This window comes from Ferruginibacter sp. SUN106 (assembly GCF_050611765.1).
Taxonomy (GTDB): Bacteria; Bacteroidota; Bacteroidia; order Chitinophagales; family Chitinophagaceae; genus Ferruginibacter.
Window position 1 is genome coordinate 163,226 of the sequence record NZ_JBODJC010000003.1, and the last position, 13,552, is coordinate 176,777.

10 protein-coding genes are annotated in these 13,552 nt (G+C 39.0%); 9 read left to right on the forward strand and 1 reads right to left on the reverse strand.

The window, feature by feature from the left end:
* Window positions 1-161: 161 nt before the first annotated feature.
* The 5 genes from ACQ334_RS12050 (at window position 162) to ACQ334_RS12070 (ending at window position 6,650) form a co-directional block, all read left to right on the forward strand.
* On the forward strand, window positions 162-1,871 hold the full coding sequence (locus ACQ334_RS12050) for a hypothetical protein (protein WP_430988471.1): 1,710 nt from the start codon (window positions 162-164) through the stop codon (window positions 1,869-1,871).
* Window positions 1,872-2,095: 224 nt separating this feature from the next.
* On the forward strand, window positions 2,096-3,127 hold the full coding sequence (locus ACQ334_RS12055) for a PmoA family protein (protein ID WP_430988472.1): 1,032 nt from the start codon (window positions 2,096-2,098) through the stop codon (window positions 3,125-3,127).
* Window positions 3,128-3,277: 150 nt separating this feature from the next.
* Window positions 3,278-3,901, forward strand: a complete 624-nt coding sequence (locus ACQ334_RS12060) for a hypothetical protein (RefSeq protein WP_430988473.1) — start codon at window positions 3,278-3,280, stop codon at window positions 3,899-3,901.
* An 83-nt stretch (window positions 3,902-3,984) separates the two neighbouring features.
* The gene (locus tag ACQ334_RS12065; RefSeq protein WP_430988474.1) at window positions 3,985-5,568 is read left to right on the forward strand and encodes an aldehyde dehydrogenase (NADP(+)); all 1,584 of its coding nucleotides are present in this window, start codon (window positions 3,985-3,987) and stop codon (window positions 5,566-5,568) included.
* 44 nt (window positions 5,569-5,612) lie between these two features.
* Window positions 5,613-6,650 (forward strand): phosphotransferase enzyme family protein, encoded by a 1,038-nt coding sequence (locus tag ACQ334_RS12070; protein WP_430988475.1) that lies wholly within the window; start codon window positions 5,613-5,615, stop codon window positions 6,648-6,650.
* 4 nt (window positions 6,651-6,654) lie between these two features.
* On the opposite strand, the gene ACQ334_RS12075 is transcribed toward ACQ334_RS12070, so the two are convergent.
* A complete protein-coding gene (locus ACQ334_RS12075) occupies window positions 6,655-7,347 on the reverse strand; it encodes a DUF4846 domain-containing protein (RefSeq protein WP_430988476.1) in 693 nt (230 codons plus the stop codon).
* 174 nt (window positions 7,348-7,521) lie between these two features.
* On the opposite strand from ACQ334_RS12075, the gene ACQ334_RS12080 reads away from it, so the two are divergent.
* From ACQ334_RS12080 to ACQ334_RS12095, 4 genes are all read left to right on the forward strand, one after another.
* Complete coding sequence (locus ACQ334_RS12080) at window positions 7,522-8,685, forward strand: sigma-54-dependent transcriptional regulator (RefSeq protein WP_430988477.1); 1,164 nt, start codon at window positions 7,522-7,524, stop codon at window positions 8,683-8,685.
* Between the two features lie 187 nt (window positions 8,686-8,872).
* A complete protein-coding gene (locus ACQ334_RS12085) occupies window positions 8,873-10,378 on the forward strand; it encodes a S26 family signal peptidase (RefSeq protein ID WP_430988478.1) in 1,506 nt (501 codons plus the stop codon).
* A gap of 201 nt (window positions 10,379-10,579) precedes the next feature.
* Window positions 10,580-12,079 (forward strand): signal peptidase I, encoded by a 1,500-nt coding sequence (gene lepB / locus ACQ334_RS12090; protein ID WP_430988479.1) that lies wholly within the window; start codon window positions 10,580-10,582, stop codon window positions 12,077-12,079.
* A gap of 185 nt (window positions 12,080-12,264) precedes the next feature.
* On the forward strand, window positions 12,265-12,750 hold the full coding sequence (locus ACQ334_RS12095; protein ID WP_430988480.1) for a cytidine deaminase: 486 nt from the start codon (window positions 12,265-12,267) through the stop codon (window positions 12,748-12,750).
* Window positions 12,751-13,552 lie beyond the last annotated feature (802 nt).

The following is a 13,552-nucleotide window of genomic DNA, read 5'->3' on the forward strand; positions in this document are numbered from 1 at the left end:
TCTTTGAAATAACTCCCTCATTTATTTACTTTAGCAACTATTGCAAAGTTTAACAGTTACTCAAACTAATATGTTTAACTTACCAACAGTTTTTTGGGAACTGCCTCTGCAAATATGTAACAAATGGTTGCCTGTAGTATATAATTCAAAATAAACAGCACATGAAATTCAGCATAAAAACATTTGCCTTCTTTTTGTTTTCAGTAACAGGTGCAATGGCACAGGTTAAACAGCAAGCCATTCCAAGAGTTGATGCTATGCCTGACCTTCCATCACCTTTGCAGATTATTGATTACAAAAAAATGTCGCAGAATTTTGATAAGACTGTATATGATTTTAATGCAACCGGTAAATTCTGGCCCATGGTGTGGATAGACAGCAGCAAGAAAAACTTTGCTCAGAATGTAGTGGGTTTATATACCGCTGTTGCAGATGTTAGGCAGGGCGTTAATAACAAAGGCATGTTTCATGAGGCGCTGGCAACAATGGGCGCTACACTGGGCGCCAGCCTGGTAGGTATTGATAAAAGCAAACAGCAGTATAATTATGTAGGCATGCTGAAAAATTATTTTAATAAAGAAACGGGCTGGAATATTATGATGAATAATACCTGCCCCGAAGTAGCATTGCTTGGTGGGGGTTATGGCCGTGACTGGTGGTACGATGTTTACCCTAATGTATTGTTTTATGCTATCTGCGATAAATATCCTGAGGAACCTGGTTTTACTGCAATTGCAAAAAGCATTGCAGAAAAATTTTATGCTGCGGATTCTATATTAAATGGCAACTACGAATGGTCTTATTTTGACTACGGAAAAATGACCCCCATGAAAAACCAGATCTGCGCCCAGCCCGATGTGGCAGCAGGGCATGCATGGGTACTATATGCAGCCTATAAAAAATTTGGTGATGCAAAATATTTAAAAGGGGCGATCAGCGCTTTAAATGCATTGCAATCACAATCGCATAATCCAACTTACGAAGTGTTGATGCCTTTTGGCGCTTACCTGGCTGCAAGGATAAATGCAGAGCAGGAAAAAAATTACGACCTGAATAAATTACTGCACTGGAGTTTCGACGGCACAGCTATCTGTCGTGAGGGATGGGGAGTGCTGGTGGGCAAATGGAATGATATTGATATTTCTGGTATTGTGGGCAGCACGGTAGATCATGGCGGTTACGGTTTTTTAATGAATACTTACGATGCCGCATGGCCGCTGGTTCCTATGGTGCGTTATGATCAGTCTTATGCAACTGCTATTGGTAAATGGATGCTGAATGCAGCAAATGCGGCAAGGTTCTTTTATCCGCAGTACATGCCCGATGATCATGAAACCATTCCGCAACTGGCAGCAGTTACCAAAGGTGTAATTGGCTATGAAGGCATTATCAAAACTTCTTCGCACAAAGGAAATGAAAATTTAAAAGGGCCGGTAGCCCAGGGAGATGGGCCGCTTTGGGTACCTGGTAAAAATCCGGATGAATCTCAGTTCAGTGTGTATGGTAGCGGCCATGTGGGAATTTTTGGCAGCATCATTCGTAATACAAATGTGAATGGAATTTTGCAATTAAATTTATTAGCTACAGATTTTTATCATGATAAAGCATATCCTTCATTTTTGTATTACAATCCTTATACAATCAACAAAATAATTATCGTAAAACCGGAACCTGGTAAAAAAATAGATTTGTATAATACCGTTACCGGAAAATTTGTTGCCCGTAATATTTCTTCCACTGCTTCAATACAATTGGCGCCACAAAACGCAGCAGTAATTATTTGTGTTCCTGCCAATGGTAAAATAACTTATGCAGGAAAAAAAATGCTGGTGAATGGGATTGTGGTGGATTATATGTTCAGCAAAAAATAAAATAAGAAAGATAGCATTATACTTACAATTGTATTGCTAAAAGCAATTCCGGATGGTAGTAATTACTTCCTGCAAATCCGCTATTGACCGCTCCTGCATGCATTTCATTAATACCTCCGGTTAAAATTCATTTATACCAACTGATTAAATCTTTACATTTGTAAAGGAATATATTGCTTTGCCATGCAACACCCGTTCAATCATCTTACTATAACGCTTCAGATATGAAAAAAATATTACCACTTTTATTTTTTATGACTGTAAACTTTTCTGCGATGTCTCAAAAAGGTTTTACAATAACAGAGAAAAAAGAGGCGAAAGAAGTGGCCATTATATTCAATGGTAAATTACTTACGGCTTATTGTTACTACGATTCCAGTAGAAAGCCTATCCTTTTTCCTGTAAATACAATTGATGGGATCACTGTCACAAGGCAGTACCCGTTTCATATTATACCCGGCGAAAGAACAGATCATCCGCATCATACCGGTATCTGGCTAAATTACGAATCGGTTAATGGTCTCGACTTCTGGAATAACTCTACCGCTATAGCACCAGAAAAAAGAAGCCAGTACGGTACTATACGCCATCAGAAAATTATCAGCAAAAGCACAGCAAATAATGCAGCCTCACTTGTGGTAAGTGCTGTATGGGTAAGGCCCGACGAAAAAATTTTATTGAACGAAACCACCACTTTTAATTTCACTGCAAATGGAAATGATTTTGTAATTGACCGTATCTCCAGGTTAACCGCTACTGATACCAATGTTATTTTTAAAGATGTAAAAGATGGTATGTTAGGTATAAGGGTGGCAAGAGAACTGGAATTGCCTTCTAAAGAAAAAAGCAGTTTTATAGATGATAAGAACAATATTACTACTGTGCCACCCTCTGGTGCAGATGTTACCGGCATGTACTATGGCAGTAATGGATTAAAAGGCGATTCGCTTTGGGGAACCACCGGTAAGTGGGCAATGCTTACGGGTATAAAAGAAGGCAAAAATATTACTATCGGCATCATCGATCATCCGGCAAATATTGGCTACCCCACTTACTGGCATGCCAGGGGCTATGGATTATTTGCAGCCAATCCTTTGGGCAGAAAAGTATTCAGCAATGGAAAGGAAGAGCTTAATTTTTCTTTACAACCCCATCAGTCTGTTACTTTCAGGTACAGGATAATTATACATTCAGGCAATATTTTAACCCGGGAGGAAATGGATAGACAAGCCGATATATTTGGAAAAATTAAATAGAAGCAACTTTTTGTTTAAAGGATATGCCATTTATACACTAAATTTTTAAAAGCTGCCCCTACAGGCGAATTCTTTTGTTAAAAACAGAACTTAAACTTCAAACCAAAACAAATTCACCCATTTTCCCTTAGGTTTGCAAAAAAAATACAAATGAAGAAAATAGCTGGTTTAGTTGTGATTATGTTTTGCAGCTTTGCTGTAACAGCACAAACTGATTTAAAGAAAAAAATTGTTGACAGCACCTGCGCCTGCCTGAGTGAATTGCCCGACATCAGCAAGAAATCGCAGGAAGAATTGCAAATGGCCATCGGACAGTGTATGATGAAAAAATCCCTGGAAGATTTTATGGCACTTGCGCAGGAACGGAATATCGAAATGACTGATGCCGAAGCCATGCAGAAACTGGGTGCAGAAATTGGCATGGACCTGATGAAAGCAGATTGTAAGGCAATGACCGAGATAATGATGAAAATGGCACAGACCCAGATGAAATCTCCCAGCCCCGAAAAATCGGAAGTAGTTAGAGATACCCGTATGGTAAGCGGAAAGGTTACCAATGTGGAAGTAAAAGACTTCATTTATATCACTGTATTGTCTGGTGCTAAATCAACCCAGCTGGTGTGGAGCGATTATGTAACCAATGGCAATAACTACGCAAAAAATCTTTTGTCTCTTAAAAACAAATCAGTTGAGTTTTCTTATATCGAAAAGGAAGTGTACAGCACAAAGGCAAAAGCTTATGTCAGCGTAAAAATGATCGCAGGGATAGAATAATTCTTCTTTTGAAACTAATAAAAAAATAGCCCGTTTAAAAAATGGGCTATTTTTATGATAGCTAAACCTACAATAATAATATTATGACAATAACCGGTAATAATTTAATCGGCAATACCTTATCTGCAACAGGTAGTGAAATATTTGCAGCCGTTAATCCTTCAACAGGTGCATTACTGCCCGGCCAGTTTCACTTGGTTACTGTAGCAGAAGCAACAGCAGTTACTGCAAAAGCAACGGCAGCATTTAAATTATACAATAAAAAATCTATAGAAGACAGAGCTGTTTTTTTAGAAACCATTGCTGAAGAGATTTTAGCTGCCGGGGACGAATTATTAGACCGTGCCATGGCCGAAAGTGGCCTGCCTGCAGCAAGACTAACAGGAGAGCGTGGCCGCACTATGATGCAGCTGAAAATGTTTGCACAACTATTAAGAGAAGGGTCGTGGGTAGATGCAAGAATTGATACAGCCATTCCCGACAGGCAGCCATTACCAAAACCGGATTTACGCAGCATGCTTACGCCGCTTGGCCCCGTGATGGTTTTTGGAGCCAGCAATTTTCCTTTTGCTTATTCTGCCGCCGGTGGCGATACGGCTTCTGCATTGGCTGCCGGTTGCCCGGTAATTGTAAAAGCACATCCTTTACATCCCGGCACCGATGAAATGGTAGGCCAGGCCATCATCAGTGCAGCAAAGAAAACCAATATGCCCGATGGTGTTTTTTCGCTGGTATTTAGTAATGAAACCACGGCAATACAATTAGTAAAAGATCCTGCCATTAAAGCAATTGGTTTTACAGGTTCAAGAAAAGGCGGTATGGCTATTTTTGATGCCGCTGTTAATCGTGCCGAACCTATTCCTGTGTATGCAGAAATGAGTGCGGTAAATCCTGTTATTTTATTGCCCGGTGCCGTGGCTGCCAATGCTGCCGGTATTGCACAAGGTTTTGCCGCTTCGGTATGTATGGGTGTAGGGCAGTTTTGTACCAACCCCGGCCTGGTGTTTATGGTAGATGACGATAATACAAAAATATTTTTACGATCCTTATCAGAAAATATTGAAAAGATCACTCCGGCAACAATGCTCAGCAAAGGAATTTACACCGCCTGCAATAACGGTGTGGAGCAATTAAAAGCAGCCGCTACTTTAGCAACAGAAAGCAAAGCAATACCTGATACAGGTAAGACAGAAGCTGTGCCACATATTTTCAGTGTTGCACAAAAAGATTTTATGGCCAATAAAAGTTTATCGCAGGAAGTATTTGGCCCGGTAAGCCTGGTGGTGTTATGCAAAAATACTGATGAAATATGCGAAGCATTGCAAGGCCTGGAAGGACAGTTAACAGCTACCGTTCATGCCAATGCTGATGATGAAGCTTATCTGTCACCTGTTATTGACCTGATGAAGGAAAAAGCAGGAAGAGTTTTATTCGGAGGTTTTCCTACAGGTGTGGAAGTGTGTGATGCGATGGTACACGGCGGGCCTTTTCCTGCCACTACCGATTCCCGGACTACATCAGTGGGAACGGCTGCTATATTACGTTTTGTAAGGCCTGTGGCTTACCAGAATTTTCCGCAACCATTATTGCCCGAGGCGTTGAAAGATAATAATCCGCTTAAGATATTACGCATTGTTAATGGTAGTTACTCAAGGGAAACAGTATAAAAATAGACCTGCCTTTCTCTTATCAAAAACAATAATTGATTATAATGATCGCAACGGTTTTAAAAGAATATGGTTTTGAAAGTGATGCCTGTATGGTGCAATCTTTTGGCAGCGGCCTGATCAATAGCACCTGGAAAATAATAAACGGGGATAAAGCGTATATCCTGCAACGTATCAACCACAAAATTTTTAAACAACCGGAACATATTGCGGAAAATATTAGCATGGTAGCTGAATTTTTACAGCAGTATTACCCGGATTATTTATTTGTAGCACCGCTTAAAACAGTAACAGCACAAGAAACACTGTTTTGTTTTGATGATGATTATTTCAGGATGTTTCCGTTTGTACAACAATCGCATACTATTGACGTGGTTACCAAACCGGGGCAGGCTTATGAAGCTGCCGTTCAATTCGGGGCTTTTACAAAAAAACTAGCTGGCTTTAATGCTGCCAATTTAAAAATTACATTGCCCGATTTTCATAATCTTACGTTGAGGTACCGGCAATTTGAAAATGTATTGGTTAATGGTAACGCACAAAGGATAAAAGACGCTGCCGGAGCTATAGCAACAATTAAAAGTTATAAAACAATTGTTGACGATTTTGAAAAGATAAAACTCGATAATGATTTTAAGATACGTGCCACACACCACGATACCAAGATCAGTAATGTATTGTTTGATGAGCAGGATAAAGGGTTGTGTGTAATTGACCTTGATACAATAATGCCCGGCTATTTTATAAGTGATGTGGGAGATATGTTGCGTACTTATTTATCACCAGCAAATGAGGAAGAAAAAGATTTTTCTAAAATTGACATACGGGACGACTATTTTACTGCTGTTAAAAAAGGTTATTTACTGGAAATGAATGATGAATTAACTGCAAAAGAAAAACAGTCTTTTGTTTATGCAGGTAAATTCATGATCTATATGCAAGCCCTTCGTTTTCTTACTGATTATTTTAATGACGATGCGTATTATGGCGAAAAATATGCCGGGCATAATTTAATAAGGGCAAAAAATCAGTTGGTGCTATTGGAAAAATTATCTGCAAAAGAAAGATCAGGTAACATATGATACGTTACCAGCGTTTTAATTCATTCTGATAAAACCAAAACTCCGGCGTTATAATTTTTTTCACCTCATTCACGGCATACCAGGGAGAAGTAGTTTCACTTAGCGGATTAACCAGGATATGAATATCCTGTGCAGGCATATAACTCTGCGCCAGCATAAAAATCTTTTTTCCTGTAGTGTTTTGGGCAACATCCATTACAATTACTGCATGGCCAGGAAAGCCACCCCGTATCAATACATCACCAGGCTGTATGGTTGAAAAATCAGTAACTGCATTTAATTGTTTGGCTAAAGATGCAGAGCCGCACATACCAAAAACCTTTTCCATATACGCCATAAAATTTGCTTTGGTATAGGGAGCATGAAAGTCATATGCAGTTAACTCATTGTCCGTAAAATGTATCGCATCATATTTTTTTTGTGCAAAAAGGTACTCCGCCCTTAACCGCATTACGGCGTCGGCACATTGCTGCAGGTCTTTAGTGGGAACAGAAATGTCAAGTACCGCAAACTGCGCCAGCTGATTCAGTTTAGGCCTGCCATCAAACAGGTACACTGTCTTATCTGCTTTTAGTGGCACATTTCTTAACCACCCTGCAAAAGAGTTGCTATCAGCATGTATTCTTGTAAAACTGTCGGGTAAAGGAATGGCATCAATTGTATGAAACGGATTTTTACTTGTTGTTTTTACTATCACCGGCTTATTTGTGCTTACTATATTGCCAGATGAACTCGCTGTATTATTACAGGACAGCGAAAGCAACAAACAAAAAAATAACAGCGGTTTAAAGGGCATAAAATGCTAATTTTGACGTTAACGGGTACAGATGCTAAAACGCATCAACTCCACATAAAAATTTTGTTAAAGCGTATGGCAACTATTTTAATTATTGATGATGAAAAGGCGATCAGGAAAACTTTAACCGAGATCCTCAGCTACGAAGGTTATAAAATTGATGAAGCCAGTGATGGCGAAGAAGGTTTAAAAAGGTTTAGTGAAAAAGCCTATGATATTGTTTTGTGCGATATCAAAATGCCCAAACTGGATGGTATTGAATTTTTAGAAAAAGCCAAAGAGATCAATGGTGATGTACCGGTGATTATGATCAGTGGCCATGGTAATATTGACACGGCTGTAGAAGCAGTAAAAAAAGGGGCATTTGATTATATCAGCAAACCACCGGATTTAAATCGCCTGTTGATCACCCTGCGTAATGCGGTAGATAAACAAAGCCTGGTTACGGAAACCAAAGTACTCAAGCGCAAAGTGAGCAGAGTGCAGGAGATGATCGGCGAAAGCGATCCCATTAAAAGAATAAAAGAAACCATTGAAAAAGTTGCGCCAACCGATGCCCGTGTTTTGATCACCGGTGAAAATGGTGTGGGTAAAGAATTAGTGGCCAGGTGGATTCATGAAAAAAGTAACCGCAATACCGGCCCGATGGTGGAAGTAAATTGTGCGGCTATTCCTTCTGAATTGATAGAAAGCGAATTATTCGGTCATGAGAAAGGGTCTTTTACATCTGCAGTAAAACAACGTATCGGTAAATTTGAAACTGCTAATGGAGGTACATTATTCCTGGATGAAATCGGGGATATGAGTTTAACAGCGCAGGCAAAAGTATTACGTGCCTTGCAGGAAGGGAAGATAACAAGAGTGGGTGCCGAAAAAGATATTAATGTAGATGTAAGGGTGATCACTGCTACCAATAAAGATCTGTTGAAAGAAGTGGATGATAAGAATTTCAGGCTGGATCTGTATCACCGACTTGGAGTGATCATTATACACGTACCATCACTTAACGAAAGAAGGGCAGATGTGCCTTTGCTGGTAGATTATTTCCTGGATATTATAGCCACAGAATATGGACAACCTAAAAAAGGTATCGACCAAAAAGCCATGGATGCGTTGCAACAGCACAACTGGACGGGCAATATAAGAGAACTGCGAAATGTGGTAGAGCGCCTGATCATTTTATCGGCCAAAACAATTTCTGTAGAAGACGTGGAGAATTATGTGTTACCTAAGAAGTAGTTTAAAGTTCCGGGTGTAAAAGTTTACGAGTTTCGGGTTACGAGGGCGAACCAGGGGCTCTGTTCTTAAACCCCAAACCCGTAAACCATAACTTTCCTGTTAACGATCTCCCAACAAATTATGAACGGTTTTAGCCTTTAAAATATATTATGGTAATTTTGGCACTCAAAAAATATAAAAAAGAACTATGGGTTGGATAATTTTTATTGTTGCTACATTAGGTTGGCATATTGGCTTATACGGGATGTTTAAAAAAGCAGGCATAGAAGGCTGGAAGGCCTTTATTCCTTTTTACAATACCTGGTGCATGTTACAAAAAATGGAATTGCCTAAATACTGGTTCTTCCTTCAGCTAATACCTATTGCAGGCCAGTTTATCACCATCTGGATAGCAATAAAATTTGTAGAACATTTTGGCCGTTTTGGTTTCTGGCATCATGCGGCTACAGTACTGTTACCCTTTATCTATTTTCCGTACCTGGGGTTTTCCAAAGGAGAAAGATATGCCGGTATACCTGTAGTGAAGAATTACAAAAAATCTGTTGCAAGAGAATGGATAGATGCAGCAGCTTTTGCAGTAGTAGCAGCTACCTTAATACGAACATTTGTTTTTGAAGCCTATGTTATTCCCACACCTTCAGAAGAAAAAACATTATTGGTAAATGATTACCTGTTTGTGAGTAAATGGGCTTATGGCCCACGCATTCCCAATACACCGGTTGCAATGCCTTTTGTTCATCATACCATTCCAGGCTTAAATGTAAAATCTTATGTAGAGTGGATTCATATTCCTTATACAAGATGGTTTCCATCTCCTGTAAAAAGAAATGATGCGATGGTGTTTAATTTTCCTGTTAATGATACCTTGATAAATGACCCTGAGCAAAGATTTGGTTCCCAAAGAACCTATTACGAAGAATGCAGGGCATCGGGCAGGGAAAAGGTTTGGGAAGAATATGGAAGTATGATCATTACCAGGCCGGTTGATAAAAGAGAAAATTTTATCAAACGTTGTGTTGGTATAGCAGGTGATACCATTGAAATTGTAAAGGGAAATCTATTGGTGAATGGTAAACCACAGGATTATTTTCCGAATGCGCAAAGACATTATAAAGTGGTTGATCCCCAAAAAACCCTTACTGATGCAGAGAGTTTAGCTAAGATTGGTATTCATATCAGGGAATCGCAGGACGATGTGCCACCAACAGGAGGACCGGATGTTTTAGTGAATATCACTAATGAAGAATGGAAAAATTTATCGCCTGAAAATGCGGCAAGGTTTGTTCATTATGATGAAGGGCCTGATGGAAGATTATTTCCTTACTATAATCATCCTGACTCTGCTCACATATGGAGTGCGGATAATTATGGTAAACTCTGGATACCTAAAAAAGGCGCTACCATACAATTAACTGCTGATAATATTATCCGTTACCGCCGTTGTATTGAAACCTATGAGGGGAATGAGTTTGAACAACGTGGTGAAAAGGTATTGCTGAATGGAAACGAAGCTACTACCTACACTTTTAAAATGGATTATTTCTGGTTGATGGGGGATAACCGCCACAACTCATTAGATAGCCGTTTCTGGGGTTTTGTACCCGAAGACCATGTTGTAGGTAAAGCATCATTGATCTGGTTTAGCTGGGAAGGTGGCCCGAGATGGAAACGTATTTTCACATGGATAAAATAATCGCCAGTTGTGAATGGCGAGTCGTGAGTTGATTCGTCTCAAAAATCATTGCACATTTAACAAATCAAGTCCTTACTACAGCAATGCAGTAAGGACTTTTTTTATGCAAGTAAAATTGCAATCACTGTTAATTTACGAACGGTCTTACTTATTGACATTTAATATGGTACTTTTGGCACTCAAGAAACTTTAAATATAAATATGGGTTGGATCATTTTTATCGTAGCAACTCTTGGCTGGCATATTGGTATGTACGGCATGTTTAAAAAGGCCGGCATAGAAGGCTGGAAAGCATTGGTACCTTTTTATAATACCTGGTGTATGGTGCAAAAGATGGAATTGCCGAAGTACTGGTTCTTCCTGCAATTAATACCTGTAGCAGGACAGTTTATTACCATATGGATAACTATAAAATTTGTAGAACATTTTGGCCGCTTTGGCTTCTGGCATCATGCTGCTACTGTATTGCTGCCATTCCTTTATTTTCCTTACTTAGGTTTTTCTAAAAGCGAACGCTATGCCGGTATACCCGTTGTAAAAAATTACAAAAAATCTGTTGCAAGAGAATGGATCGACGCAGCTGCATTTGCAGTAGTAGCTGCTACATTGATACGAACTTTTGTTTTTGAAGCCTACGTAATTCCCAGTAGCTCCATGGAAAAAACCTTACTGATAAACGATTACCTCTTTGTAAGTAAGTTTGCTTATGGCCCCCGCATTCCCAATACACCCATTGCCATGCCATTTGTACATCATACCATTCCCGGCATTGAAACAAAATCTTATGTAGAGTGGATCCATATTCCTTATACAAGGTGGTTTGCATCGCCTGTTAAAAGAAATGATGTTGTAGTATTCAACTTTCCTGCAGGTGATACACTTACCCGGGAATTTGATTCCAAAGATCCCTACTATGATATTGTACGAAGAGAAGGAAGAGATGTTGCATGGGAAAAATATACTATTGCCACACGCCCTGTTGATAAAAGAGAGAATTATGTAAAACGTTGTGTAGCTGTTGCAGGCGATGTAATTAAAGTGGTGGATGGTACTTTATTTGTAAATGGTAAACCTTCTGAGTTTACCAATATTTCTACTTTCTACATTGTTAAAACAAAAAATGTATTTCTCGACGAGGATATACTGAAAGAAAAAGGTATTCATATCAACATGGCTGAAGATGAAGGTGCCAGTGGTGATTATGCAGCATTGAACAACAGCAATTACCGTCTTAACCTGAGCAACAACGAATTGGAAAAACTGAAAACTATTCCTGGTGTTGATTCAATTGTAAGAGAAAAAAGTACTATCAGTGATGTGTACCCTTATTGTTACAATAATACGCCTTTTAAATGGACTGTAGATGATTTTGGCGGCGAAGGTTTGTGGGTGCCTAAAAAAGGAGTAAATATAAAACTGACAGAAGATAATAAAGTACTTTATAAAAGAGTGATCAGTGTGTATGAAGGCAACACATGGGAAGAGCATGATGGCAGAGTTTTTATCAATGGCAAAGAAACAGATAACTACACTTTTAAAATGGATTATTACTGGATGATGGGGGATAACCGTCATAAATCGCAGGACAGCCGTTTCTGGGGATTTGTTCCGGAAGATCATATCGTGGGTAAAGCTTCATTGGTATGGTTTAGCTGGGAAGGTGGCCCGAGATGGAAACGTATTTTTCGTTGGATAAAGTAAACGTTAGTCGTGAAGCGTGAGTGGTGAGTTATACTCCATTTTTTTCAGACTCTTCACCACTCACGCTTCACGACTGACGCTTCACGATTGGGCCAAATACAAAAAAATATCGTATATTTATTACATCAAGTCCTTACTGGCAGCAATGCAGTAAGGATTTTTTATCTGTAGTAAAATTTAAGATTATGAACCAGGAACAATATAATTTTTCATTTGAAGTGTACAATTCCATCGCTGAATTGTCGCCCGAAGATGCAAAGCTGGTAACCGAAGCCAGGAAGGTTACGGCCAATGCTTATGCACCATACTCTCATTTTAATGTGGGAGCTGTTGCACAATTAAAAAACGGGCAAACTGTAACCGGCACTAACCAGGAAAATGCTGCATACCCGGTTGGTATTTGTGCAGAAAGAGTGTTATTGTCTGCTGCCGCCACTTTATTTCCCGGTATTGCTATTGATACATTAGCCATCAGCTACGATAATAAAAACGGAAAAAGTGATCATCCCATTTCGCCTTGCGGTATTTGCCGTCAGACCTTAGCCGAATATGAAGAAAGGGTAAAACAACCTATACGCCTTGTCTTAAGCGGGCAGGAAGGGAAAATTTATATCATTAAAAAAGCAAGTCAGCTATTGCCATTGTCCTTTGGCGGAGAAGATATGAAGTAACAGGAGTGATTTTTTTAAGATATTCTCTTGAAAAAATACTCAATGCTCAATTTTCAATGTTCAATACTCAATATAAAATGCAGTTGTATTTTCATTGAACATTGTATGTTGAGCATTGAATATTGAACATTTCCCTTCGCTAATATCTCCGCTATTCAACATAAAACGCAGGTGTATTTTCATTGCACATTGTATGTTGAGCATTGAATATTGAACATTTCCCTTCGCAAAATATCTCCGCTATTCAACATAAAACGCAGGTGTATTTTCATTGCACATTGTATGTTGAGCATTGAATATTGAACATTTTCCTTCGCAAAATATCTCCGCTATTCAACATAAAACGCAGGTGTATCTTCATTGCACATTGTATGTTGAGCATTGAGTATGAACATTTCCCTTCGCAAAATATCTTTGCTATTCAACATAAAACGCAGGTGTATTTTCATTGCACATTGTATGTTGAGTATTGAGTATTGAACATTTCCCTTCGCAAAATATCTCCGCTATTCAACATAAAACGCAGGTGTATTTTCATTGCACATTGTATGTTGAGCATTAAATATTGAACATTTCCCTTCGCAAAATATCTCCGCTATTCAACATAAAACGCAGGTGTATTTTCATTGAACATTGTATGTTGAGCATTGAGTATTGAACATTTCCCTTCGCAAAATATCTCCGCTATTCAATATTAAAACGCAGGAGTATTTTCATTGCACATTGTATGTTGAGCATTGAGTATTGAACATTTCCCTTCGCTAATATCTCCGCATAGGTTCGCCCTTTAGGTGTAGAAGGG